23 protein-coding genes are annotated in these 26,730 nt (G+C 40.4%); 14 read left to right on the top strand and 9 right to left on the bottom strand.

Annotation, left to right across the window (positions count from 1 at the left end; all coding sequences use genetic code 11):
- Together ACHB7C_RS15700 and hemC are read right to left on the bottom strand one after the other, a co-directional pair.
- Positions 1 to 756, bottom strand: a complete 756-nt coding sequence (locus tag ACHB7C_RS15700; protein WP_042845868.1) for a uroporphyrinogen-III synthase — start codon at positions 754 to 756, stop codon at positions 1 to 3.
- The gene (gene hemC / locus ACHB7C_RS15695; protein ID WP_166685235.1) at positions 753 to 1,697 is read right to left on the bottom strand and encodes a hydroxymethylbilane synthase; all 945 of its coding nucleotides are present in this window, start codon (positions 1,695 to 1,697) and stop codon (positions 753 to 755) included. The genes ACHB7C_RS15700 and hemC overlap by 4 nt, the downstream gene beginning before the upstream one ends.
- 668 nt (positions 1,698 to 2,365) lie before the next feature.
- Here hemC and ACHB7C_RS15690 point away from each other — a divergent pair.
- Positions 2,366 to 4,939 carry a class I adenylate cyclase gene (locus ACHB7C_RS15690; RefSeq protein ID WP_042845864.1) on the top strand — a complete coding sequence of 858 codons (2,574 nt, stop codon included), beginning with the start codon at positions 2,366 to 2,368 and terminating at the stop codon, positions 4,937 to 4,939.
- Positions 4,940 to 4,955: 16 nt separating this feature from the next.
- On the opposite strand, the gene cyaY is transcribed toward ACHB7C_RS15690, so the two are convergent.
- On the bottom strand, positions 4,956 to 5,273 hold the full coding sequence (cyaY, locus tag ACHB7C_RS15685; RefSeq protein WP_042845862.1) for an iron donor protein CyaY: 318 nt from the start codon (positions 5,271 to 5,273) through the stop codon (positions 4,956 to 4,958).
- Positions 5,274 to 5,489: 216 nt separating this feature from the next.
- Between cyaY and ACHB7C_RS15680 the strand changes: the two genes are divergently transcribed.
- The 9 genes from ACHB7C_RS15680 (at position 5,490) to ACHB7C_RS15640 (ending at position 14,149) form a co-directional block, all read left to right on the top strand.
- Complete coding sequence (locus ACHB7C_RS15680) at positions 5,490 to 5,675, top strand: lipoprotein (RefSeq protein ID WP_042845861.1); 186 nt, start codon at positions 5,490 to 5,492, stop codon at positions 5,673 to 5,675.
- Positions 5,676 to 5,696: 21 nt separating this feature from the next.
- Entirely contained in the window at positions 5,697 to 6,521 is an 825-nt protein-coding gene (gene dapF, locus ACHB7C_RS15675; RefSeq protein ID WP_042845859.1) for a diaminopimelate epimerase, read from the top strand.
- A gap of 41 nt (positions 6,522 to 6,562) precedes the next feature.
- A complete protein-coding gene (locus ACHB7C_RS15670) occupies positions 6,563 to 7,267 on the top strand; it encodes a DUF484 family protein (protein ID WP_129466652.1) in 705 nt (234 codons plus the stop codon).
- Complete coding sequence (gene xerC / locus ACHB7C_RS15665; protein WP_042845855.1) at positions 7,249 to 8,178, top strand: tyrosine recombinase XerC; 930 nt, start codon at positions 7,249 to 7,251, stop codon at positions 8,176 to 8,178. The genes ACHB7C_RS15670 and xerC overlap by 19 nt, the downstream gene beginning before the upstream one ends.
- Positions 8,178 to 8,894: a 5-amino-6-(5-phospho-D-ribitylamino)uracil phosphatase YigB gene (yigB, locus tag ACHB7C_RS15660; RefSeq protein WP_042845853.1), complete on the top strand. Its 717-nt coding sequence runs from the start codon at positions 8,178 to 8,180 to the stop codon at positions 8,892 to 8,894. Before xerC ends, yigB begins: the two co-directional genes overlap by 1 nt.
- A 218-nt stretch (positions 8,895 to 9,112) precedes the next feature.
- Positions 9,113 to 11,275, top strand: coding sequence for a DNA helicase II (uvrD, locus tag ACHB7C_RS15655; RefSeq protein ID WP_048605792.1), 2,163 nt, complete (start codon positions 9,113 to 9,115; stop codon positions 11,273 to 11,275).
- A gap of 202 nt (positions 11,276 to 11,477) precedes the next feature.
- A complete protein-coding gene (locus ACHB7C_RS15650; RefSeq protein ID WP_395347840.1) occupies positions 11,478 to 12,344 on the top strand; it encodes a hypothetical protein in 867 nt (288 codons plus the stop codon).
- 245 nt (positions 12,345 to 12,589) lie between these two features.
- On the top strand, positions 12,590 to 13,174 hold the full coding sequence (locus tag ACHB7C_RS15645) for a 2OG-Fe(II) oxygenase (protein ID WP_042845847.1): 585 nt from the start codon (positions 12,590 to 12,592) through the stop codon (positions 13,172 to 13,174).
- Between the two features lie 165 nt (positions 13,175 to 13,339).
- On the top strand, positions 13,340 to 14,149 hold the full coding sequence (locus tag ACHB7C_RS15640; RefSeq protein WP_129466649.1) for a hypothetical protein: 810 nt from the start codon (positions 13,340 to 13,342) through the stop codon (positions 14,147 to 14,149).
- Between the two features lie 44 nt (positions 14,150 to 14,193).
- On the opposite strand, the gene prfH is transcribed toward ACHB7C_RS15640, so the two are convergent.
- The 6 genes from prfH to ACHB7C_RS15610 form a co-directional block, all read right to left on the bottom strand.
- On the bottom strand, positions 14,194 to 14,805 hold the full coding sequence (gene prfH, locus ACHB7C_RS15635; RefSeq protein ID WP_226693414.1) for a peptide chain release factor H: 612 nt from the start codon (positions 14,803 to 14,805) through the stop codon (positions 14,194 to 14,196).
- Complete coding sequence (locus ACHB7C_RS15630; RefSeq protein WP_048605796.1) at positions 14,805 to 15,938, bottom strand: RNA ligase RtcB family protein; 1,134 nt, start codon at positions 15,936 to 15,938, stop codon at positions 14,805 to 14,807. The genes prfH and ACHB7C_RS15630 overlap by 1 nt, the downstream gene beginning before the upstream one ends.
- 575 nt (positions 15,939 to 16,513) lie before the next feature.
- The gene (locus tag ACHB7C_RS15625; protein ID WP_042845840.1) at positions 16,514 to 18,232 is read right to left on the bottom strand and encodes an amidohydrolase; all 1,719 of its coding nucleotides are present in this window, start codon (positions 18,230 to 18,232) and stop codon (positions 16,514 to 16,516) included.
- 101 nt (positions 18,233 to 18,333) lie between these two features.
- Complete coding sequence (locus tag ACHB7C_RS15620) at positions 18,334 to 19,686, bottom strand: APC family permease (RefSeq protein ID WP_198860989.1); 1,353 nt, start codon at positions 19,684 to 19,686, stop codon at positions 18,334 to 18,336.
- Between the two features lie 686 nt (positions 19,687 to 20,372).
- On the bottom strand, positions 20,373 to 21,266 hold the full coding sequence (gene rarD, locus ACHB7C_RS15615) for an EamA family transporter RarD (RefSeq protein WP_042845837.1): 894 nt from the start codon (positions 21,264 to 21,266) through the stop codon (positions 20,373 to 20,375).
- Between the two features lie 159 nt (positions 21,267 to 21,425).
- On the bottom strand, positions 21,426 to 21,896 hold the full coding sequence (locus ACHB7C_RS15610) for a thioesterase family protein (protein ID WP_042845835.1): 471 nt from the start codon (positions 21,894 to 21,896) through the stop codon (positions 21,426 to 21,428).
- Positions 21,897 to 22,052: 156 nt separating this feature from the next.
- Here ACHB7C_RS15610 and pldA point away from each other — a divergent pair, with 156 nt between their 5' ends.
- The 4 genes from pldA (at position 22,053) to yigL (ending at position 26,723) form a co-directional block, all read left to right on the top strand.
- Positions 22,053 to 22,943 carry a phospholipase A gene (pldA, locus tag ACHB7C_RS15605; RefSeq protein ID WP_187549490.1) on the top strand — a complete coding sequence of 297 codons (891 nt, stop codon included), beginning with the start codon at positions 22,053 to 22,055 and terminating at the stop codon, positions 22,941 to 22,943.
- 111 nt (positions 22,944 to 23,054) lie between these two features.
- Complete coding sequence (gene recQ / locus ACHB7C_RS15600; RefSeq protein WP_048605799.1) at positions 23,055 to 24,881, top strand: ATP-dependent DNA helicase RecQ; 1,827 nt, start codon at positions 23,055 to 23,057, stop codon at positions 24,879 to 24,881.
- Between the two features lie 20 nt (positions 24,882 to 24,901).
- On the top strand, positions 24,902 to 25,897 hold the full coding sequence (gene pldB / locus ACHB7C_RS15595; RefSeq protein WP_042845831.1) for a lysophospholipase L2: 996 nt from the start codon (positions 24,902 to 24,904) through the stop codon (positions 25,895 to 25,897).
- A gap of 13 nt (positions 25,898 to 25,910) precedes the next feature.
- Entirely contained in the window at positions 25,911 to 26,723 is an 813-nt protein-coding gene (gene yigL, locus ACHB7C_RS15590; RefSeq protein WP_042845830.1) for a sugar/pyridoxal phosphate phosphatase YigL, read from the top strand.
- Positions 26,724 to 26,730 lie beyond the last annotated feature (7 nt).

Below are 26,730 nucleotides of genomic sequence, written 5' to 3'. Positions count from 1 at the left end.
TTAGCATCCCATGTCGGTTGAAATTAATGCTTCTAATAAAGCATTATTATCTGCACTATTAGCTACACAGACCCTCTGCCATCCAGCTTGGCGAGCTTGATCTGCAATCCGTTCACTGACAACGAGTAAGCGGCGGGTAAACCACCAATTTTGATACTCTTCAGCGATTAATTCTTCTAGTAAAGCTAACATTTGGCCACTGGTTATCACAATGTCAGTGATATCAACTTGAAACCATTTGCGATTAAATTCGTTTTTTTCGTAAGGGATTGGGTGCCTTGCATAACATTCACAATAGTCGACTTGCGCACCTCGAGCCCTTAATGTTGAAGCAAGAAGTTCTCGGCCACCATTTCCACGCAATAAAAGGGCGTGTTTCCCTTCGAGAAACTGGAGATCAGGAAGCGTGAGTAGCACTTCGCTGGTTTCCCCTTGTTCAGCCCAATGGGCTGGCTTCCCGGTTACTTTCTTGAAAAACTGGGCGGTAGAGCGACCAATACCATAGTAAGATAGCTTATCTGACCAGTTACGTCCCATTTGTTCAAGTGTTAAATTTGCGTACTCGACTGCATTTTTAGATAAAAGAAAGACTAAGTCGTTTGTATTGAGGTGATCAAGGCGTGAAACTAGCGTGTTTAATTCAGCGCCTGGTCCAATACTGATCAAAGGGGAAGAGTAGGCTTCTCCCCCTTTAGCGGTGATTGCCGTTATTAGCTCCGAACCTGTGGGTTCAGGGCGTGTAACAAGAACCCTCATGCAGGTGGGTTCCCGTTATAAACTTCGGCTAAAATTTCCCTTGCACCGCGTTCGAGGAGTTCTTCCGCGAGTGATACACCCGCTTGGCATGCTTCATTTGGGGCGACAAGCCTTTCTCCACGAATAATAATACTCCCATCCGGTGCGCCAACAAGAGCACGTAGCCATATTTTGTCGTCTTGCCAAATAGCATAACTACCAATAGGGACTTGGCAGCCCCCTTCTAAACGCATATTCATTGCGCGTTCAGCAAGAACACAAATAGAAGTCGTATCATTATTAAGCTTAGCGAGCAGCTCTCGTGTAACACTATCGTTTAATCGACACTCAATGCCAACGGCCCCTTGACCAACAGCAGGGAGACATTGTTCCGGTGCAAGAGCTGTGCGTATACGTGCTTCTAACCCTAAACGTTTTAGCCCTGCTACCGCTAAGATAATAGCGTCATATTCACCATTATCGAGTTTAGATAACCGTGTGCCTACGTTACCGCGGAGATCCCGAATGACTAAATCCGGACGAAGTTCTCTTAATTGGCATTGGCGACGTAAGCTAGATGTCCCAACGATGCTGCCTTTTGGCAACGCATCAAGATTGTCATAGTGGTTTGAAACAAAGGCATCTCGAGGGTCTTCGCGTTCACAAATAGTGACTAGGCCCAAGCCTTCAGGAAATTCAACAGGAACATCTTTCATTGAATGAACGGCAATATCTGCACGCCCTTCTAATAAAGCCAGTTCAAGTTCTTTGACAAACAAGCCTTTTCCCCCCACCTTTGCGAGCGGAGTGTCAAGGATGATATCCCCTTTTGTCACCATCGGAACCAGCTCAACCTGCAAGTTAGGATGTAATTGCTCTAGCTTATCTTTGACAAAATGCGCTTGCCATAAGGCCAAAGGGCTTTTGCGCGTAGCAATGCGCACAATATTTGTTGATGTCATTTTACTGTTTTCTCTAGCGAAGAACGCCGTAGATTAACCATACAATTGACGTTAGTTTTAACATGTTAAGGATATTTTTTCCAGCTGAGCTCAAAGCCACCGCTGTGTGGCTATCTTAGTGTTTGCTGTTGTTTGGTTCATTCCACTACATTCTTTACCCACCTTCACTTACTCAACATGAAATGCGGCCCATACACTGACAAATCGTGATGTTACTTTTTGATGGTCTCTTGATAAATATTTTCCGGTGATGCGTGCTAACCAAAGAATTATTTTAGCTTTTCGTGCTGTTTTTTTTGTTGGGTTACCTGTAGGTTTCATCTGTTCATGTTGAAGCGTTCAAGCATAGATGCTGCATGTATTACGCTTACATGGCATTTTACATAGTGGTTTTGTTGTTCAATTTGCATCAAAAGTATTATTCCATTGAAAAACAAGGGATATTCTGATGCATTAAAAAATAAAAACCTTTTTATACAATATGTTGAAAAGCATTTAGTATCAAAAATAAGCACGTAAAATAATGTGATCTACTTTACCCTTTTGCTGCAAGGTGTTAAATTGATCACGTTTCCGACAATTCATTTGAAAACTTTTTTAAATCTATCTCTATCTGTTGGGTGCTGGGAAATTCCCAGATTTGTATTACATTCAGTCAGGCGTAACTCTTGTATCTCTATATTGAAACCTTAAAGCAAAGACTTGATGCGATAAACCAATTACGGTTAGAGCGCGCAACAGCATCTATGAGTGAAACCTTTTCGAAGGTTTATAACCTGCTGCCTGTCTTGTTTCATTATCATCATCCAATGATGCCTGGTTTTATTGAAGGTAATGTACCCCATGGCGTCTGCTTTTTCTCTCCAGATACAGAACAAATGAAGTGGTTGGGGCAATTTGAACGCTTCCTACCAATCGAAAAGCCCACTAATGGTGAATTACCCATAACTGGGATTTATTCAATGGGCAGTACCTCCTCTGTAGGGCAAAGCCATTGTTCAGATATCGATGTTTGGGTTTGTCACCCTTCTTGGTTAGATCACGAAGAAAAACGTTTTTTACAAAAGAAATGCACATTAATTGAACAGTGGGCAGCGTCTTTAGGCATTGATGTAACCGTTTTTCTAATCGATGAGAATCGTTTTCGCCATCATGCGAGTGGGCATATAGGCGGGGAAAACTGTGGTTCAACGCAACATATTCTATTGTTAGATGAGTTTTATCGTACTGCGGTTCGAATGGCCGGCAAACGCTTATTGTGGGCGATGGTACCTGTTGAAGAAGAACAACATTATGATGAATATGTTATGGGGTTATATGCACAAGGTGTATTAACGCCAAATGAGTGGTTGGATTTAGGCGGATTGAGTGAACTTTCAGCCGCAGAATACTTTGGTGCAAGCTTGTGGCAACTTTATAAAAGTGTTGATTCCCCTTATAAAGCAGTATTAAAAAGTATCTTATTAGAGTCTTATTCATGGGATTATCCTAATGGCAAACTACTGGCTATGGAGTTTAAACGCCATTTACATGCCGGTGAAATCGTGTGTTATGGCTTGGATTCCTACTGTTTAATGCTTGAACGCGTCACAAGGTATCTTGTTGAAATAAACGACTTAACTCGTCTTGACCTTATACGTCGTTGTTTTTACCTTAAAGTTTGTGAAAAACTTTCTGAAGAAGATAGCAATGCTTTTTCTGGTTGGCGTCGAGATGTCTTATCCCAATTGGTGGCATCATGGGGCTGGGGAGCAGAACGTTTAACAGTACTAGATACACGCAGCCAATGGAAAATTGAGCGTGTCCGTGAAGCGCATAATGAGCTACTCGACACCATGATGCAAAGTTATCGTAATTTAATTCGCTTTGCGCGGCGAAATAATTTAAGCGTTAGTGCAAGCCCACAAGATATTGGGGTATTAACTCGTAAATTATACGCAGCCTTTGAAGCGCTTCCGGGTAAAGTGACGTTAGTTAACCCTCAGATTTCACCGGATTTAAGCGAAGAGCACCTCACTTTTATTTATGTGCCAGCAGGGCGTGCAAATCGTAGTGGTTGGTATTTGTACAACCAAGCCCCGAATATTGATGCGATTATTGGGCACCAGCCTCTGGAATATAACCGTTACTTAAATAAATTAGTGGCCTGGGCATATTTTAATGGCTTACTAACTGAAACGACACAAGTTTATATGCATAATGGGCAGTCGCAGTGTGACGAAAGAAAACTGCTTGAACTTATGCATGACGTCTCAAATCATTTCCCAATTAGGTTGCCGGCTCCAACACCAAAAGCGCTATATAGCCCCTGTGAAATTCGCCACCTTGCAATAATCGTTAACCTAGAAAAAGACCCGACTCAAGTTTATTCAGAGCAAGTGGTTCATGTCGATTTTAGGAAATTAGATATTTTCAGCTTTGGCGAGTCACAGCAGTGTCTCATTGGTAGTATTGATTTGTTGTATCGTAATTCATGGAATGAGGTAAGGACGCTCCATTTCAGCGGTGAGCAGTGTATGCTAGAAGCGTTAAAAACGATTTTAGGTAAAATGCACCAAGACGCATCACCACCGGAAGCTGTTGAGGTCTTTTGTTATAGTGAGCACTTACGGGGGCTTATTCGTACTCGTGTACAGCAATTGATATCGGAATGCGTAGAACTGCGTTTATCAAGTAATAGTAATGACCCTGGGCGCTTTAAAGCGCTCCGCATAGCAGGGCAGACTTGGGGGCTGTTTTTTGAACGCCTGAATGTCTCAGTACAAAAACTAGAAAATGCGGTTGAATTCTATGGCGCAATTTCCCATAACAAGTTACATGGCTGGCCGGTTAAACTTCAGGCAAAAAGTGATAACCATTTGCCAGCTGTTGTTGATGGTTATGCGAGTGAAGGGATTGTACAGTTTTTCTTCGAAAATACGGCGGATAACACAGGTTTTAATATTTACGTATTAGATGAAGCTAACCGTGTGGAGATTTACTCTCACTGTGAAGGTTCCAAAGAAGACTTGGTGCGTGATGTCAGTAAGTTCTACTCCTCCTCCCATGACCGCTTTACCTATGGTGCTAATTTTATCAACTTCAATTTACCGCAATTTTACCAAATTATTAATCATGACGGTAAAAACCAAGTGGTTGCCTTTTCGGGCGCAACGTGGCCATTTACATCAGAGGATGATGACGAAGTGGGGCATGATATGCATTTAAGCCAATCAGGGCACCCACAAGCGCATTACTTTTAGTGATAGTTGTTTAAAACTAGAACGAAAATGGCTGTTGGCTTTGGAAAGCAATGGCTTCCGCTAACTGGTTTTTAAACTCATTGCCAGAACGGTCACAGACCCATTCCCCTTGTTTGTAATCATAATGGTATCCGCCTTGTTTGGTCGCTAGCCAAATTTGGTGAAATGCCTCTTGTTTGTTGATGATGATTTTGCTGCCATCTTCAAAACTGAGTGTCATAACACCGCCATTTATCTCACAATCGATATCGGCATCACCATCGTAATTGTCCAAATGCTCTTCAATAGAGCCCAGTAGCGCTTCTGCTAGCTGGTGAAATTCACTGTCATTCACGGTTAAAATCCTGTTTGCTCACAATTAGTTAATTAAAATTATAGGAGGGATCAAGCATTGGGGTCAATCTCAGTGCGCTGACTAAAAATTTCAGATTAAATTTAGCCTAGAGTATATAATATAAGCATGCTTGATAAACAGACGTGATTTGCTAGGTCACTCCTGTTATTGTGTAAAATATCAGATGTCAAAAGTTAGTATCACAGGCGAAAAAGAATGAAAAAAAGTTTATTTGGGCTTAGTGCACTTGTTATGTTATTTACCTTATCTGGTTGTGGCTTGAAAGGCCCTCTTTATTTCCCGCCGGAAGAAACTGTTGCTCCTGCTCAGGCGCCTGATGTGCAACCAACAGCGCCAAGCAGCTCAACCGAAGAGCCTGCTACAACAAATCATAACCAGTAAGTTGCCGCTATGGAGCGTGAAATGCAATTCTCTAAAATGCATGGCTTAGGCAATGACTTCATGGTTGTCGATGGTGTCACACAAAATGTGTATTTTTCGCCAGAACTTATTTGCCGGCTGGCAGATAGGCATACTGGTGTCGGTTTTGATCAGCTATTATTAGTTGAAGCCCCCTATGACCCTGACCTTGACTTTCATTATCGCATTTTTAATGCGGATGGCAGTGAGGTGTCACAATGTGGTAATGGGGCGCGTTGTTTTGCGCGTTTTGTTCGGCTTAAAGGTCTGACTAATAAGCAAAAAATTAAAGTTAGTACCCAATCAGGCCGGATGACATTAACCATAAATGAAAATGATGATGTCTGCGTTAATATGGGAGAGCCTGATTTTGAGCCTCAAAGGGTGCCATTTCGCGCTATTAAAGAAGAAAAAACCTATATTATTCGAGCTCAAGAACGTACAGTGTTATGTGGGGTTGTTTCAATGGGTAACCCACATTGCGTCATTCAGGTTGAAAGTATTCATACCGCAGAGGTTGAAATTTTAGGGCCAGCTTTAGAGAGCCATGAGCGCTTTCCCGAACGCGCTAATATTGGTTTCATGGAAATTATTAATGCTGAGCATATTCGCTTGCGCGTTTATGAGCGTGGTGCAGGTGAAACTCAAGCATGTGGTAGTGGAGCATGTGCCGCAGTGGCTGTTGGGATCACTCAAGGGTTATTGGCGAAACGAGTACGTGTTGATTTACCCGGCGGGTCGTTAAATATAACTTGGGAAGGCCCAGGGGCTCCGTTGTATATGACAGGCCCAGCAACTCATGTCTACGATGGGGTCATCCAGCTATAAAAGTCACACAGCGATAATTTTACCGAGTTGAAGAGGGGAATATGGATAAAACCGAAAAAGCACTGAAGAGAAAACATCAACTTGATGAATTCGATGTGGTGCAATATCTAAAGGAAAATCCTTACTTTTTTCTTCGTAATGCACAATTATTGGAGCAGTTGAAAGTTCCACATGTTGTACAAGGTGCTATCTCATTACCTGAATTAGTGATGAATCGCCAACGTTTGAAAATCAAAGAGCTTGAGCAAGATATCCGTTTTATGGTAGAGCAAGCGCATGAAAATATAGAGCTTTTTGATGAGTTATTGGTTCTGGTGATAGACATGTCATCAGCCAAAAGCTTACAAGAAATGTTACTTACTTTAAATCGCTGGGCAAAAAAATTAGGTTTATCAGGCGCATCGGTTCGTTTATTCAGTGATAGTTGGTATTTATCAGCCCCTTTAGATGCCCATCAACTGGTGATTTCGCGTCGTGTTTTTGAGCCTATCAGAATTCAACGATTTGGCGATAAACGTAACTATCTTGGTCGTTTAAATGGCCCTGAAATCCAATTGCTTTTACCAGATGCGCTCAATGTCGGCTCTGTGGCTATCTCATTATTTGGTCATCATGGTGAATCGGGCATGGTTATTTTTACTAGCCGCGACCGCGAGCATTATCAACATGGTATGGGGACGGTTATGTTGGAAAAAGTGGCTCAAATTCTCCCGAGGTTATTATGCCAATGGATAGAACGCCTGTAGAGTCTCAGCCGAAAGGGCTGATGATGCAAGTTGAGGCCTTCTTACGTTATCTGCGAGTTGAACGTCGGTTAAGCCCTGTCACTATTACTAATTATCATCGTCAATTGAGTGTTATTGTTGAAATGCTAACCTCATTGAAAATCACTGAATGGCAAAAAGTTGATACAGCTATCGTACGGAATATTGCGGCTAAAAGTCGCAAATCAGGCCTACAGGCTGCAAGTATGGCTTTACGATTATCGTCATTGAGAAGTTTTTTGGATTGGATGGTGCATCAAGAGGCGTTGCCTGCAAACCCAGCCAAAGCAATTCAAGCACCCAAATCCAAAAAACGTCTTCCTAAGAATATGGATGTAGATGAGGTCTCCCAACTGCTAAATATGGATAGCGGTGATCCACTAGTTGTGCGCGACCGTACTATGCTGGAAGTGATGTATGGTGCTGGATTGCGTTTATCTGAACTTGTTGGTCTTGATGTTCGTCACCTCGATTTAAGCACTGGTGAAGTTTGGGTGATGGGAAAAGGAAGTAAAGAGCGAAAAATTCCAATGGGAAAAACAGCGGTGAGCTGGCTACATCGTTGGTTAGAAATGCGTGAGTTATATGAGCCAGAAGATGATGCTGTTTTTATCTCAACCCAAAGTGGGAAACGAATTTCGAATCGAAATGTACAAAAACGTTTTGAACAATGGGGAATAAAACAGGGGGTTAATAGTCACATTAATCCTCATAAATTACGCCACTCCTTTGCGACACATCTCCTTGAATCAAGTGGTAATTTACGTGGGGTGCAAGAACTTCTTGGTCATGCGAACTTATCAACAACACAAATTTATACGCACCTTGATTTTCAGCACTTAGCCAACGTTTATGATGTGGCTCATCCGAGGGCAAAGAGGGAGAAACCTTAATGCATTTTTACCGCCCACTGTCACCAATTATGGCGATTACGTTTGATTTGGATGACACGCTTTATGATAACCACCCAGTTATTGATAAAACGGAAGAGGAAGTCTTACGTTTTGTTCGTGAATACGACCCTCGATTCAATCATTTTAGCAATGATGACCTCTATGCTTTTCGCCGCCTTGTGGAAGAACAAGAGCCTGAGATCTGCCATGATATTTCCCGTTGGCGCTGGCTTTCTTCAAAAATGATGTTTTGCCATTATGGCTATTCGCGAGAAGATGCACAAAAAGGGGCAGATGACATCATGGCACATTTCACTTACTGGCGTAATAAAATAGATATCCCTGAATCTACACACGCAACACTTGCCAAATTAGCTGAAAAATTACCGTTAGTTGCGATAACCAATGGTAATGCAGAACCTGAAGCGTGTGGGTTAGGCCAATACTTTCAGTTTGTTTTAAAAGCCGGGCCAGATGGCCGTTCAAAACCTTATTGTGATATGTACCGTTTAGCTGCACAGCGCCTTGATCTTGAACCGAAATTCATTCTTCATGTTGGGGATAATCTACTGACAGATGTTGAAGGCGCAATCAATAGTGGTATGCAAGCCTGCTGGATTAACCTTGACCAAAAAACCCTAATGGGGGAGAAAGACGTGCGTTTATTGCCGCATGTAGAAATTTCTCAGTTGGCTTCTCTTTTATCATTGGTATAATCATTTCTCTGTATAAAAACACAGTGGTATTTGCTATTGTCGTGCTGCTACCAAACCTATTAAGGTTGGTAGTAAGTCGAATAGGTCATTTAAAATAAATCAGGAAAATCAATTTATTGGTTTTTGATTGATAACACAAAGTGGGAAATTACGTTTTTATTCCCCTTTGTTAACAACCTCACAGTGGTATTTTCCACTGCTTTGCTTTGATGGTAATTATGGACGTCTCTTATCTGCTTGAAGGTCTCAATGACAAACAGCGCGAAGCGGTTGCCGCACCGCGTACTAATTTACTTGTGCTCGCGGGGGCGGGCAGTGGTAAAACTCGCGTATTGGTACACCGAATTGCCTGGTTAATGTCGGTGGAAAATGCATCACCATTTTCTATTATGGCAGTGACGTTTACTAACAAAGCAGCGGCAGAAATGCGCCATCGAATCAATCAGTTGATTGGCAGTAGTGAAGGTGGGATGTGGATTGGCACATTCCATGGTTTAGCACACCGCTTGTTGCGCCAACATTATATGGATGCCAATTTACCGCAGGATTTTCAAATCTTAGATAGTGATGACCAATATCGCTTAATTCGACGTTTGCTTAAAGCAATGAATTTAGATGAAAAACAATGGCCCCCACGTCAAGGAATGTGGTACATCAACGGCAAAAAAGATGAAGGTTTAAGGCCCCAACATATTGAAAGCTATGGTAACCCTGTTGAAGCGACGTGGTTGAAAGTATATCAGGCGTATCAAGAGGCTTGTGATAGAGCAGGTTTGGTCGATTTCGCTGAGCTGTTACTTCGGGCTCATGAATTGTGGTTGAATAAACCCCATGTATTACAACACTACCGTGAACGTTTTACTAATATTTTAGTGGATGAATTCCAAGATACTAATAATATTCAATATGCATGGATTCGAGTATTAGCAGGGGAAACAGGCAAGGTCATGATTGTTGGTGATGACGATCAATCAATTTATGGCTGGCGTGGTGCCCAAGTAGAGAATATCCAACGGTTTCTTAATGATTTCCCCGGTGCAGAAACAATTCGTCTTGAGCAAAACTATCGCTCGACAAATAATATATTAAAAGCGGCGAATGCTTTAATTGCGAATAACAGTGATCGGCTAGGCAAGAATTTATGGACAGAAGGAGGGGATGGTGAACCCATTTCACTCTACTGTGCATTTAATGAATTAGATGAAGCCCGCTATATTGTTGGGCGTATTAAACAATGGCAAGAAAATGGCGGGGCGTTAAAAGATTGTGCCATGTTATATCGTAGTAATGCCCAATCGCGTGTACTTGAAGAGGCGTTAATTCAAACTAACATGCCTTATCGCATATATGGCGGCCAACGGTTCTTTGAACGTCAGGAAATCAAAGATGCACTTTCTTATTTAAGGCTGATAGCAAATCGTAATGATGATGCCTCGTTTGAACGCGTGGTCAACACGCCAACACGAGGAATAGGTGAACGTACTTTGGATACCGTTCGCCAAACAGCACGAGATCAACAATTAACTTTATGGGAAAGTTGTGAGTACTTACTTCGTGAGCAAGTACTTGGAGGGCGAGCTGCGGCAGCAATAGAGCGTTTTTTAGAGTTAGTTGAAGCGTTGGCGAAAGAAACGCAAGATATGCCATTGCATGTTCAAGCAGACAGGGTTATTCACGATTCTGGTTTGCGTGCAATGTATGAGCAGGAAAAAGGCGAAAAAGCCCAAGCGCGTATCGAAAACTTGGAAGAGTTGGTGAATGCAACGCGTGACTTTAGCTACCAAGAAGAAGACCAAGATTTAATGCCATTACAGGCATTTCTATCACATGCAGCTCTTGAATCAGGGGAAGGGCAAGCGGATGCCAACCAAGATGCTGTTCAATTGATGACTTTGCATTCAGCCAAAGGTTTGGAATTCCCAGTTGTATTCATTGTCGGAATGGAAGAAGGGATGTTTCCCAGCCAAATGTCAATGGATGAAAGCGGACGTCTTGAAGAAGAGCGTCGGCTCGCTTATGTGGGGGTTACCCGAGCAATGGAAAAACTTACCATTACTTATGCAGAAAGTCGTCGGTTATACGGTAAAGAAGTCTATCACCGTCCATCACGCTTTATTGGTGAGCTACCGACTGAATGTGTCGAAGAAGTTCGCCTAAGAGCCACAGTTTCTCGTCCGGTTAGCCATCAACGCCTTGGTACACCAATCAGTCAAAATGATTCAGGTTATGCGCTAGGGCAGCGGGTAATGCACCCTAAATTTGGTGAGGGGACTATTATTAACCTAGAAGGCAGCGGTGAACATTGTCGTTTACAGATAGCCTTTCAAGGACAAGGGATTAAATGGCTAGTGGCTTCATATGCACGGCTAGAGAATTTATAGTTACCATAAATTTCAAATATAACACCACCGTTCTAGGTGGTGTTATATATAATATAATAATTATATTATATATTTCTAAAACTATTTAGTTTATTTGTTTTGATTTTTTATATGATCTATTAATTTGTTTTTTTATTTTTATCTTTTAATATTAAATTGTAGTTCATGGCTAACGTAATGGTAATAAATGGAGCTTAATTATATGGATAGTAAACGTATTTCTGCACTAAATGAAAGATTGATAAATATAAAAAATAAAATTAAAGATATAAATGGCTTATTAATGAGATATAAAAACAGTATAGATGAAATGTCAAATAATATGGAATTAGTAAAAATACAATTAGAGCAGTCTGAGCATCCTAATCGAGTCAAAATGAACAAAATTATGGATGAGGTTAAACAGAAAATAAAGGTCAGAGACAAAGAGCAGAGAGACGAGCTTAAATCACTAGGCGAGTTTTTTAACAAGAAAGAAAAAAATATAAAGACATTTATCAAACCAACAAGTACATATAAGGCAGTCAACTTTGTTAATGTGGGTGGGTTAAAACGTCGGATTTTTGATTTTATTGCAGTAGTTAATAGGGATAGTGAATTAGTGGAGAAGGAACTTAGTTCTCTTCAGATTGAACTGAACGAAGTTAGCACGAAATATCCGGGTATTAAGGGTGATTGGTTAGAGGCGTTGCTGAAACCAGATGCACTTATTGGAACAGCGAAACCAGATGCACTTATTGGAACAGCGAAACCAAATACACTTATTGGAACAGCGAAACCAGATGCCCTTATTGGAACAGCGAAACCAGATGCACTTATTGGAACAGCGAAACCAAATACACTTACTGGAACAGTGAAACCAAATGCACTTATTGGAACAGAGAAACCAAATACACTTATTGGAACAGCTAAACCAGATGCCCTTATTGAAATGACAGCGGCGCTAGAGCCGTCTCAGGAAATGACTTCATCTGTAGAGGCACTGGTTGAAACTCAACATAAACCTCTCGTTTTTGTTGCTAAGCACAGTTGTTTTGGAAAGACGGCATGGTGTGGAATAACACACTGATAATATTGTTTGATTTTTAATCTGTAAAATAAATCAATCGAAATAATTTATTAGTGTAAGGTACTTATTTATATAGGTACCTTATTCAATCAAATGATTAAAAATACTTACATAATGAAAAATAAAGGGTTTTTAGTTAGAAAGATTGATTCGATAGTTTAATCAATAAGATTTAAGCTTTTAATTTTATCTTTTTGTTTTTTTAGCGTATAAAGTTTTACCGAATAACCTTTCTAGTATTTATCATGTCAATTAATAAACTTATTGATTCACTCTCTACACAGGGCTGGTATGTGTGGGACGGTTTCTTGATCCCGCCTAATATAAAAGCTATCAAGGATTGCATTCCAGAAACACTGCAAGATGCACGTATTGGTCACCGTAATTTGTTACAGGGGAATAAAGCAATTCGAGGTGACCAAACAGTTTGGTTAGAACCTGAAATGGGGGCTCCTATTTGTGATTATATGGAGAAAATGGAACAAATAAGACAGGAAATCAACCGTCAACTTTACCTAGGTTTACGCGGTTTTGAAACGCATTTTTGCCGATATTCACAGGGTGGTTTTTATAAGAGACATGTCGATAACCCTAGGGGTGTTGGGCGGCGTAAGGTCACGACGGTTTTATATATGAATGAATCATGGCAACCTAGTGATGGTGGTGAATTGGTGGTTTACGACCAAACAGGTAATCAACTGTTTACATTAGAGCCGATTGCGGGGCGTATGGTCTTTTTTATGTCAGAAGAGTTTCCCCATGAGGTTTTACCAACTAAATTGATACGTGAAAGTATAGCCGGTTGGTTTTTAACTGAAACAGTATCTTAATTAGTTTTTTCATATTCTAGATACTGTTAGATAGTAAGCTATCTTATCAAGATTTCAACAATAAACTTTTAAAACATACAAACTATAAATTTGTATTTTAACGTTAATAACGATATTTTATTTTACTACGTTAATAGTAGCTTAACTTTAAAAAGGAGTTTTATTATGAAATCTAATTATGGAACGCTTGATAACGTAAAAAATTTGATTAAAGAATTAAATAATCAATTCAAAGTTATTGAAGAGAAGTTTTTAAAGTATGAAACTGAACAGATTAAAAATTTTTATAAACTAATTGATTTAAAACCTTTAAGTTCAGATGAATTAGTATTAGAAAATAGAGAGTCTACAGTAAAATATATTTTTGAATCAATGAGTTTTTATAGTGAAAATAAAATTAAACATTTACTTTTTAAAAATTTAATTCATGAATTAAGTGAATATAATGATGTTGCAGTAGATAAAAAGCTAATAAGTACGCTTGATAAGTTTCAGGAGGGGATAGGTAAAATATCGGATATAACATACACTCTACCTAAAATTTACGCCTCAAAACCGCCGCTTATTCAACATGCTTTTCTATCAAGCTTCAATAATAATATAGAAATGAAATATCTATTTAAAGAAATAAATAGTGAAGTCATTAAATATGTTGATATCATCAAGAAAGACTACAATCCCCAAGAGCAAGTACAGATTTCATCGTTGATTAAAGCGAATCAAAGTAGCGCGTTTCTTCCCCAAAGCCCACCGCAAACTATAGAGGAGCAGGCTAAAGCCTATCGTAAAGTACTTGAGCCACAGAATTTAGCACCAGTTATCGAAGGGTTTAGAGAGGGTACACAAGAAACTTTATTATCGAACCACATGGCGGCACTAAAGCCAGTAGAAAGTCACTCTTTAGATAACAACCTGTCAGCAGATTTTACTATTCACGGCTGTCAGATCTTTATTCCACATCAATATCGTATGTAATAGGTCACGTTGGGGGTCCACCTTTCAGAGTGGACCCCCATTAGTTAGTTACTTCGCTTAAACTCTATTCCAACAAAAGTGATCGTAGCATTTCCCCTTTCTATTTGGTAATGGGAATGATGTCGCTGTTTGTCTAATGAGCTCAGTTGTTGTGAGTAATACTCACTGAGTTTCCACTGGATTAATTGCCTTGCGAGTCTCTTATTTGCGTGTTGGCTACGCTCAGACTGGACTTTAACCGCAATACCTGTGGCAATGTGTTTTGCTCTAACTGCAGAAGACGTTTTATTTACATGTTGCCCACCCGCGCCTTGGGCTTTAGTAAATTCAAACTCAATCTCACTTTCTTCAATAGGTTTGATCGCTGAAAAACGCGTGACATTGAGAAACCAATTTTTCCGTTTATGGCGAGGCCTGATGGGGCTTTGACATTGCCATTGAACAGTGCCGCACCAAGTATTGGCTAATGTTTCTGTATTTTCACCTTCCAGGCAAACTAATGCAGATTTTAACCCTTGTTTCGATGGGACAGACTCTAACAAATTGACTGTAACTTGGTGTTTATTCGCTTCTTGTAGAAAACAGGCTAGTGCTTTTTCAACCGCAATACAGCATTCTTCAGGGCCTTGTGCAGAGGAAAATTGTAATAACATGATTAACACTCCCCACTGGTTTTGTAGGTAATGATAGGTTTAAGCCTAGCCACCACTTGGATTACTCCAATATTCACCATGCTTTCAATCACAGTATCAATTGATTTATACGATTGTGGGGCTTCTTCATAAATCAGTTGTTTATTGGCGCAAATGACACGGCTACCTAGTTCTGTTCGAGATAATTGAACAGGTGTGTAGCGATGAGATAGGCGGCCTTTACACTCCCCTCGCATCCATTTGCGCCCAGCGCCGTGAGCGAGGGAATTCAGGCAAGCGTCATTTCCCTGTGGTGCGACTAAATAACTGTAATCGCCACGCGAACCAGGAATAATTACCAGCCCTCGGTCTGAAGGGGTTGCTCCTTTACGATGTAACCACCCAGTTATGCCATTAATTTGACATGCCTCGACTAAATTATGGTTAACATCTAGGCTTAGTTCACCAGTTGATTTAACCTGTTGCAGCATGCGTAGCCCTATAAGACGGCGATTTACCTGCGCAAAATGTAAAGCACCTTGATGAGCTTTAAGGTAATTATCAGCATCACGAGTGCCTGATAGAAGCCCATTGTGGTTATATTTTTCAACGTGTTGTCGAAGAATTGATTGGCCTAAACCACGCGAGCCGCTATGAACTAATAGCAGTAGCTGTTGCTTATTTAACCCACTCGTAGCAAATAATTCAGGGTGCAATACTTGGTCAATGGCTTGGAACTCTGCAAAATGATTCCCACCACCAATAGAGCCTAATGATGCCATAAATTCACATGTTCTCATTGTGTCTGGCACATGTTCTTCGAGCCATGCTAATGAGGCATGATCTGACATCTGAGATAGCTGTTTTTCTAATTTATCGAGGTTAACTTTTGATTGTTTAATATCTGTTTTAAACAGACTCATACCGCAGCCGATATCATTGCCAACTAATGCAGGATAGAAGCGTTTAGTAGAGAAAAATGCCGCACCAATTGGATATCCTCGGCCTGGATGAAGATCAGGCATACCAACAACAGATATCATATCTGGTAAGTTTGCCGTTGTTTGTAATTGTTGGATCGCTTTGCTTTCAATCCATGTATTTTTCGTTGCGATATAACTAACGTGTTCGCTAACGAAATGAAGGGTATTGCCCATAAGCTATTTACTCATTTAAATATTAAAAATAAGGTTATTTAGCGGGCCAATATGAATAGGATCTTTTTTTAAAGAATGGCTATTTTTGACAGTGCCCGCAAAGAGTTTGATTAATTTTTGACATTGTAAACCTCCTTGCAGTTAGTTGATGAATATAAAACGTTGGGAATACTAGCTATAACTTTTTTCTTTTGCAAGCGCTATTTTTACAAAGAAATATTTTTAGTCATTTTCTTATAATAATATATTCTCGTTAATATTTTTCGATAATTTATAACGAGATTGTTTATTGTTATATTATATGATTATTAATTTTAAAATATACTTTTTATTATCGTAATAACAGGTGTGAGGAATATAAAAGTTTGTTACGCTGTGATTCTGTGCTTGAGCCTTTCTGGTTCAAACTTATTTTTTGGATCAGAAATGAAAAAGCCCCGTTAGTTATTATTAACCAACGAGGCTCGATCCAAACCTAGACAGTTAGGTTTGTGGTTTTAAGCACCTAATTAAAATACCCCAACGCTACTATTAGTATTGGGGTATTTATTCATTTAAATAATAGAAAAATATAATTAAGCGATATGAACGGTTTTTCCACCGATAATTGTGCGCAATACTTTTACATTTTCAATATCATCGGCTGGGATTTCAAATACATTGCGATCTAGCACTATCATATCGGCAAATTTGCCTGCTTCGAGTGAACCAAGTACATCTTCTCGGTGTTGCGCATAAGCAGAATCAATAGTTGCTGAGCGCAAAACTTCGATAACAGTAAGGTTGCGGTCATTATCCAGTCTTGGCGCTTTTTGACCATTAATATCACGCCCACGTCGTGTAGCTGCCACTTTTAAGTCATACCATTCGTCAAAATCATCAATTGGCCAGTCACTACCAAAAGCAACAACAGCACCTGCATCGACAAATTTAGCGATAGGTTCTAATTGTTCAAAACGTTCATCACCTAGCATTTTCTTTTCAAAAGCAGCGAGCTCAGGTGTTGGTGCTGCCCATTGGAAAGATAGGCAAGCGATGGTTTTCAAGCGGGCAAAGCGTGCATAATCATCTGCATGTACTAGTTCGTTATGGGCTAAGCCTGGGCGAATATCTTTTTCGGGGTGTGCCGCTCGCATTTTTTCAATCGCATCTAATACAATTGACACAGCACCTTCGCCGACAGTGTGTAAGTGTGGGTCATAACCTGCCGCTGCTATTTTTTCCATCAGTTCATCAAGGATTTCGGCAGTGAAGTAGAGGTCGCCATAGTTATTAGTTTCGACCCAATTAGGGGCATCATCAGTACCTTGATTAATACGATATGGTTGTAATAATGACGCGGTCATGGTTGGAAACTGCATCACGCCATCAACAAACATCTTAATATTATTCAATCCTATTCCTGGAGCCGGTGTCCAATCTGCTTGGTGCCATTTTTTGGCAAATGCAACGGCTTTATCCACCGCGCTAGCAACGGATGCCACATCAGGAGTTTCATCTGGGGTAATTTCACGAGCCGCTTGGAAACGGAGCGTTAAATCACCGCGTTGTTGTAATTGTGAAAATGCTTCGAGTTGTTGTTCAGAAACCCGAGCATCCATGACCATAGTCACGCCTTGTTGATTCAATACTTTTTGAACTAATTCAGCAACTTCAATAGCTTGGTCATCGCGAATAGAAGGAATGCTGTCGGCTGCACGCATGGCAGGGGCATCTTCTAAAATACCGTTTAACTCGCCATTTTCATATTTACCAATTTTACCATCAGGGGGCTCAGGGGTTTCTTTGGTAATGCCAAAGAGTTCGAGTGCACGGCTATTGGCGAGCAATGTATGGCAATCATTGGAAAACAGGACGACAGGGCGCTGAGTGTTCAGTTTATCCATGTCTTCACGGTACATATCAACCCCTGCAGGGAGCATTCCTTGGCGTAGCCAAGCGGTTACTTTTAGCCAATCATTTTCACCGGTACGAGGGTCTTTATCTAAATGGTCTTGAACGCGCTCTAAAATTTGATCGATAGTCAAAGATTCATAGTTCAAATGGCAGCCGAACAATTGAATGCCACCCCAAAATGGGTGCATATGGCCATCAATAATGCCGGGCATCATCATTTTGCCTTCTAAATCGATACTTTCTGTTTCAGGACCAACATATTGATGAAGTTCATCTGAGGTGCCTGTTGCGAGAATATAGCCGTCACGGAGCGCAATCGCATCAACTACGCGATTCTGGTTATCTGCGGTGTAGATATAACCGTTAAAATAAATAACATCAGCAAATGGATTATTCATAGTAAACCGTCTGTATCAGTAGTGCTTTAGAAGCAACAAAGCTAAAAAAACAACGGGGAAGGCAAATGCTCCCCCGTAATTATTTATAAAGTATGAAATGATTAGTTAATAATCATCTCAGTTTCGTCATCAGAAATTGCAGGAGGACGACGAGTGAAGCCATGGGTGAGCAGGGTGAGATAAACAGCACCAGCAGCTAACCACCATAAACCGACTTTAAAGGCTTCGCTATCAAGGCTTGTCCATAACCATAAGGTTAAGATAACACCAATGGACGGCATTATCAGGCATGTGACAATTTTTGTATTATCTAATGACGCTTTTCGGTCAATATAGAAATGTTTGATTACGGATAAATTCACGAAAGTGAAGGCAATCAAAGCACCAAAGCTTATCATCGATGCAACCATGCTTAGGGATAAAATTAATGAAAGCAGGGAAGCGATAGCCACAAAAATAATGGAATAAACAGGCGTATTGAGTTTTGGATGTAAATAAGCAAATAAAGAACGCGGCAGTACGCCCTCACGGCCCATCGCATAGAAAATCCGCACAATACTGGCCTGTGAGGTCATCGCTGAGGCAAATACACCAATAACATAGGCGGTGATAAAGCTCGATGCCATCATTGCGCCACCGACTTGTTTCATCACAGCAAGGCTAGCAACATCGGTATTAGGAATAAAGTCCTGCCACATTGGATAAACGAGGTGTGCGCCGTAGGAGATAACGACAAATAGCGTTCCAGCGATAAACACAGTGTATAGGATTGCTTTAGGTAATGCGCTGCGTGCATCTTTGGTTTCTTCTGCCATGGTTGAAATTGCATCAAAGCCAAGGAAGGCTAGGCACAGCACTGCGGCACCTGCAAACAGCCCAGAGGCTTGATCTGCCATAACCGTAATTGGCGCCAATAAGGCATCTGCATCTAATACAAATGATGTTTTAAAGCTTAGGTATAAAAATACAGCGATAAACACAAATTGCATTAAAATGATTAGCATATTCATTGAGGAAACTAATTTGATCCCCAATATATTCATAATGCTAACAATTGTGATGGTGCTACAAATAATCACATACATTGGAATATCAGGGAAAGCTTCATGAACGAAGATCCCAATCGCGATGTAGTTGATAATTGGTAGGAATAGGTAGTCGAGCAATTGTGCCCAACCAACTAAAAAGCCAAGTGTGCCGCCGAAAGTTTTTTGTACATATGAGTAGGCAGATCCAGAAAGTGGAAGTGCGCTAGTCATTTTGCAATAGCTCATGGCAGTAAAAAAGACAGCGGCTAATGTAATCAAATAAGCGACAGGCAAATGCCCTTCACTTAATACAGTAACTTGCCCATAGGTGGTGAAAATTCCGAGTGGTACCATATAGGCCAGCCCGAAAAAAACTAACGCAGGAGTGGTTAGTACGCGTTTCATTTGAACGGTATTCTGTTGCATTTTGAAGCCCTTCCCAAAAGCCCTTAACAACGTTAACTCTGTCTGAATACTCAGGGAGAGTGAACCTAAAATGCAGCCATATAGCTTGGTCTTTATAACATTGGCTATAGTACTACACTGTTTTTATTTAATACTTACGCGTCATATTCAATTTCAGAAAACCTCGCACCAGGACATTTTAATTAAATGTCATCGTGCGCACTTTAATGAAACGTCAGTGATGAATCGGACCATCACCATCCGCTGGGGTGAATACAAGCGGCGTACAATATAATTACCAAGTTCCTATTAAGCAATCATTAATTGAAAAAAATATAGAATTACTTTTATATCAATAAGTTGTTTATAGAAGAGTCAGTTAATTGATGAGAATTTAAGATAGGTTAAATGATAGCTATTTTTAGAATAAAATCAAGCCAAATGAGGTTATTGTAATTAATTGATTTATATGATTATTTTTGATTTCGTTATGGGGTGTGAGAATTAATCTATCTGGTTTTGATTAACTCTAAGTATTATTCATAATAAAAAATTAATATTCTTTTTTATCATCATTGCATTAATTAAATTAATTATTTTTGTTCCATATAATGAAACACCGACTTTCTTTTTATATTAAAAACAAAGTCGGTGTTTGAAATTGGCACTGTTTATCCACTATGCAGCTTTATATAAATTGCGATAATTTATTTCTTCCTCAGCTTTTGTTGAGTATATAAAGCATCTAATGTAAACAAAACTAATGCAATCCAGATAAAGCCAAAAGTTACTAATAATTCAGTGGTCATGACTTCGCCATACACAAAGACCGCCAGCAAGAACATAATACTTGGCCCCATATATTGGAAAAACCCAAGGGTGGATAACCGTAAATGGTTTGCTGCCTCTGTGAATAATAATAATGGCACCGTCGTAATAACACCCGCGGCAATCAATAGAATATTCAAGTGCCAATCATTGACAGCCATGTTACTGGTAGGGCTATCTGCAAAAAATAATAAGAAAATAACGCCAACAGGTAGTAGCCATAATGTCTCGAATGTCATCCCTGTTTGAGCATCTACGCCAAGTTTTTTACGTAATAAACCATACGTTGCAAATGTTACAGCTAGACTTAAGCCGATAACGGGGACTGAACCGAATTGCCAAAGTTGGATTAATACCCCAGTTAAGGCAAGCGCGACGGCAAACCATTGCATAGGGCGGAAGCGCTCTTGTAAAAATAACATACCAAACAATACGTTAACTAATGGGTTGATAAAGTAGCCTAAGCTTGCTTGTAACATATAACCATTATTAACAGACCAAATATAAATTAACCAGTTGCAAGCAATTGTTGTCGCTGTCACGCCGAGAAGTAATATTTTCTTGGGTTGCTTGAGTACTTGACGGACATAATTCCAATGTCGTGAAACGGTTAATAACAAAATCATAAAGAAAAATGACCAGATAATACGATGAGTCAGGATTTCTTCTGCGGGCACTTCTTGGATACTTTTAAAATAAATAGGTGCGACACCCCAAATAAAATAGGCGCCTAAGGCACATAATACGCCTTTGGTAGTATTTTGCTGGCTCATTGTTGGCTCTGAAATTGAATTAAAAACTAAAAGAAATTTATACAGAGATACCGAGCCGTTTTTTGTGCGGCTCGATTTTTGATGCCACTAATGTGACATTGCTCAGGTTTTTTTACAAGTTAATAGTTTACTAAGTGACTAATTATTTACAACACTAACTCAACCAACGAGATAAGTAGCGGTCGCAGTCGCAATATGTTGGTTATTTTCATTATGTAATTCACAACGGGTGACGGCTATTTTATTGCCGTCTCTTAATAAACTGGCACTCGCGGTAAATACTTCACCACGTCCAGGACGTAAATAATCCACGCGTAGATCAATTGTGCCCATTCGCGACATTTTATCCACAATTTCTGTATGTGATAGCGGGTCAATGCGCTGCAATATGCGGTTAATACACACCATTCCGCCAGCAACATCTAAAATAGAGGCAATCACACCACCATGTAGAATATTTTGAGTGAAGTTGCCAATGAGTTGTTGGCGGTTTTCAATTGTTAGCTGAACAAAATCATCATTCATATTGGCCAGTTTAATGCCGAGTAATTGGTTAAAAGGCATTTTGTAGATAAATGCATGGCTCATTAGCTCACTGGCTTCTTCTAAGGTATAGATACGGTCATTCATCATGTTCATCCTTTGAATAAAATGTAAATGATAAGTTAACATTATGTATAAGATATGTCTCTAACAAACGTATGAATAATCTTTCAACAGTCTGTGGGTTTTATGTGTAAAATAGGACAAACTTTTTTTTGACGATGTTGAAAATAGGAATGACTAATGCGTGCTTTAGCAGTGTTATTGAGTGCCGTGCTCTGTTTTTGGTCTGCTTCTCTATCTGCGACTGAAATTAATTCCCAGTCAAATCAGGATACAACGAGCAACACACCAATCAGAGGGAGCATTATTTCAGGGTTATTACAAAATTATGATAACCCTTTTGTGTTGTATCCGTATGAATCAAATTACATCATTTACACCTATACTTCCTCGATAAATAAAAATGCGATTTCGAGCTACAACTGGGGGGATGATGCATTAAAAGATGAAGTTAAATTTCAATTAAGTTTAGCCTTTCCTTTATGGGAGGGGATTGCAGGGGATGATTCCATTCTCGCGGTCTCGTATACACAACGTTCTTGGTGGCAACTGAGCAATAAAAAAGAATCTTCTCCTTTTCGTGAAACCAATTATGAGCCGCAGGTTTTTGTCGGCTGGCTAACCGATTATCAACTGGGTGGCTGGACTTTGCGTGAAATTGAAACTGGTTTTAACCATGAATCAAATGGTCGTTCCGACCCAACCTCACGTAGCTGGAATCGGGTATATGCAAGGATGATGGCACAAAATGGCAATTGGCAAGTTGACCTAAAACCTTGGTACCGTATTCATGAAAGCGAAGGTAGCGATGATAACTCAGATATCACAAAATATATGGGATATTACCGCCTGAAAGTCGGTTATGCGCTGGGTGACAGTGTGTTTACAACCACGGGTCGTTATAACTGGAACACCGGTTATGGCGGTGCTGAATTAGGTTGGAGCTATCCAATTAGTAAACATGTGCGAATTTATACTCAGTTGTTTAGCGGATATGGCGAGTCAATGATAGACTACAACTATCGCCAAACTCGATTTGGTATCGGTGTTATGTTAAACGACATGTTGTAATCTAAGGTTAGCTCAACCTGATTTTGTTAGTTAGAGCTAAATATCTTTTGATGAATCAACAAATTCGCTGCTCAACTGGGCAGCGACTTGTTTTATAGATTGAGGAAGTTTGTGTCAACTGCTTGTGTCATTAACCAACTTTCGCTGGCTGAAAATGTGCTTAACAGTACATTTGGTTACCAGTCATTTCGCTCTGGGCAAGATGCAGTTATTGGGGCTATCCTTGATAATCGTGATTGCTTAGTGTTAATGCCAACAGGGGGCGGCAAGTCCTTATGTTACCAAGTGCCTGCTTTAGTAAAAGAAGGGGTTACCTTGGTGGTCTCTCCTCTTATTTCACTGATGAAAGACCAAGTAGACCAATTGCGGTTACACGGTGTCAGTGCGGCTTGTCTAAATTCATCGCAAACCTCCCAAGAACAGCGCCAAATCATGGAATTATGTAGCCGTGGTGACATTAAATTATTATATGTTGCCCCTGAGCGGTTACTGACTGATTATTTTCTGAGCCAATTATCGAATTGGAATATCAGTTTGCTGGCGGTTGATGAAGCGCACTGCATTTCACAATGGGGGCATGATTTTCGCCCTGAATATCGTTCATTAGGTCAGTTAAGGCAATCTTTGCCTGATATCCCCGTTATGGCATTAACGGCCACCGCAGATGAAACAACTCGAGCAGATATTATTCGCTTATTAGAGCTGCGTGATCCTTTGGTTCATGTGAGCAGTTTTGATAGACCAAATATTCGTTATACCCTAGTAGAGAAATATAAGCCTTTGGATCAACTTTGGTTTTTTATTAAAAGCCAAAAAGGGAAGGCGGGGATCGTTTATTGTAATAGCCGTAATAAAGTTGAGGAAACCACCGAGCGCCTGCAAAAACGAGGCTTGAGTGTTGCAGCTTACCATGCGGGGCTAGAGGCTTCACAACGAGAGTGGGTACAAGACGCCTTTTTAAAAGATAACTTACAAGTTGTGGTTGCAACAGTGGCTTTTGGAATGGGCATCAACAAATCCAATGTACGGTTTGTTGCTCACTTTGATATTCCTCGTAATATTGAAGCATATTATCAGGAAACGGGTCGTGCGGGGCGTGATGGCGTTGAAGCCGAAGCCATTCTATTTTATGACCCAGCAGATATGGCATGGCTGCGTCGTTGCCTTGAAGAAAAACCCGCAGGTATGCAGCAGGATATCGAGCGGCATAAACTGAATGCGATAGCCGCTTTTGCGGAGGCTCAGACCTGTCGTCGCTTAGTCTTACTGAACTACTTCGGCGAAAATCGACAGCAGCCTTGTGGTAATTGTGATATTTGTTTAGACCCACCGAAACAGTATGATGGGTTAATTGATGCACAAAAAGCGCTTTCTTGTATTTATCGTGTTGGTCAACGCTTTGGTATCGGCTATATTGTTGAGGTGTTGCGTGGTGCGAATAATCAACGGATACGGGATTTAGGGCACGACAAGCTGCCTGTTTATGGTATCGGTAAAGAACACAGTAATGAGCATTGGGTTAGTGTGATCCGCCAATTGGTACATTTAGGCATGATCACTCAGAACATTACGCACTTTTCTGCACTGCAACTCACCGAAGCCGCTAGGCCAATATTGCGAGGTGAAAGTGCATTACAACTCGCAGTTCCTCGTGTTTTAGTGGCAAAAAGCCGTAATCAACAAAACAAAATTTATCATGGTAATTATGATAAGAAGCTATTTGCGAAATTGCGTAAATTACGTAAATCGATAGCAGACGAAGAAAATATCCCACCATTTGTGGTATTTAATGATGCGACACTTATCGAAATGGCCGAACATACACCAACCTCTTCGGTTGAGTTACTGTTAATTAATGGCGTTGGTGAGCGTAAGCTTGAACGTTTTGGGGATGCATTTATGACGCTTATCCGAGACCATCTTGAAGGTTATGAATGAATAAATAAGGAAACTACCGGATGACGCCTGAAAGCCTAAAAGAAAGTTGGCTGAATCGAGAAACTCAATTTTCTGCCTTTACCAATGGCCCCCTTTTAGATTTCTGGCAGCACCGTGAAGAATTTAATTTCCTTGGTGTTGATGATATCCCTATTCATTATGTCCGGTTTATTCATCCTACCCACCATAAAGCGGTCGTCATTTCACCTGGTCGAAGTGAAAGTTATGTGAAGTATCCTGAAGTAGCATATGATTTTTATCATTTAGGCTATGACGTATTTATTATAGATCATCGTGGTCAAGGGCGTTCAGGCCGTATGCTGACAGACCCTCAAAAAGGGCATGTTGAAAAGTTCACTGACTATATTGATGATTTTGAAAAATTTATCGAATTAGAGGTTAAGTATCGCCATTACCCAAAATGTTACGCATTGGCGCATTCTATGGGGAGCGCAATTCTTGCAGGGTATTTATTGCGCGATAGCCTCACCTTTGATGCTGCGACTCTGTGCGCACCGATGATTGGTATCAATCTGCCAATGCCTCGTTGGATGGCGAGTTTTATTGTTGATAGGGCAGAATCACGTGAGAGTGTGCGTAATGATTATGCGGCATCAACAGGTAAGTGGCAGCCTTTACCTTATTTAATCAATGTATTAACACACAGCTCAGAGCGTTATCGGCGTTATTTGCGTTACTATGCGGATTACCCCGAATTACGTTTAGGTGGGCCAACATACCACTGGTTGCGTGAGAGTTTTGCGATGGGCGATGAGCTAATTGCGAAAGCGGGGGACATTGATGTACCACTGATGGTGTTGGAAGCCAGCGAAGAAAAAGTGGTCAGCAATAAAGAGCTACAAGCTTTTTGCCAAAGTCGGCAAAAAGCGCAAATAGGAAGAGAAGAAAAATTACCTCTCGTCATTGAAGGGGCACACCATGAAATCCTATTTGAAGTGGATGCGTTAAGAGCTATGGCACTCAACGCTATCTGTGATTTTTTTGAGCAGTATTAGTTAGGGTTTGAATATGAAATATCCAGTAGTTGCCTCCGATTTAGATGGGACATTACTATCTCCCAATCATGACTTAACGTCTTATACCAAAGACACATTAAAACAGTTAGTTGAAACACAAGATATTCATTTTGTGTTTGCTACTGGGCGCCATCACGTGGACGTTGCACAAATCCGCGATGGCTTAGGCATCGATGCTTATATGATCACTTCAAATGGTGCTCGTATTCATAACACACAGGGTGACTTGATTTTTGAGCACAATGTTGATGCCCAAATCGCCCATGAGCTTTGCCTAATGGAATTTGATAACCCAGAGCTCGTCACTAACTATTATCATGGTGATGATTGGTTTATTAACCGAGAAAGCCCAGAGCAAAAAGAGTTTTTCAAAGAATCGGTGTTTAATTATCAACTGTTTGATCGACATAACTTTAAAACCTCAGAAGTTTGCAAAGTTTATTACACCAGTGAAGATCATGATCTATTAGTGGATTTGCAGCAGCGAATTCAGGATCGCTGGAAAGATAAAGTGAATGTCACATTTTCTTTGCGTAGCTGTCTTGAAGTTATGGCTGGGGCGGTTTCTAAAGGTGAGGCCTTGAAGCAAGTTGCTGGGTTACATGGCTATGCTACAAATGATTGTATCGCATTTGGTGATGGCATGAATGACAAAGAGATGCTTACCATGGCTGGAAAGGGTTGTATTATGCAAAATGCCCACCAGTTACTGAAGGATGCGTTACCGACGATGGAAGTGATCGGTTCAAATAGTGATGATGCTGTTGCTCGTTATTTAAGAAACAAATACTTAAGTAACGTATAGTGTTGAG

The sequence above is a fragment of the Providencia sp. 2024EL-00732 genome (assembly GCF_044006275.1).
GTDB classification, from domain to species: Bacteria; Pseudomonadota; Gammaproteobacteria; order Enterobacterales; family Enterobacteriaceae; genus Providencia; species Providencia huashanensis.
Note: the sequence above shows the minus strand (reverse complement) of the source record. Positions and strands in the feature narration are given on the sequence as shown.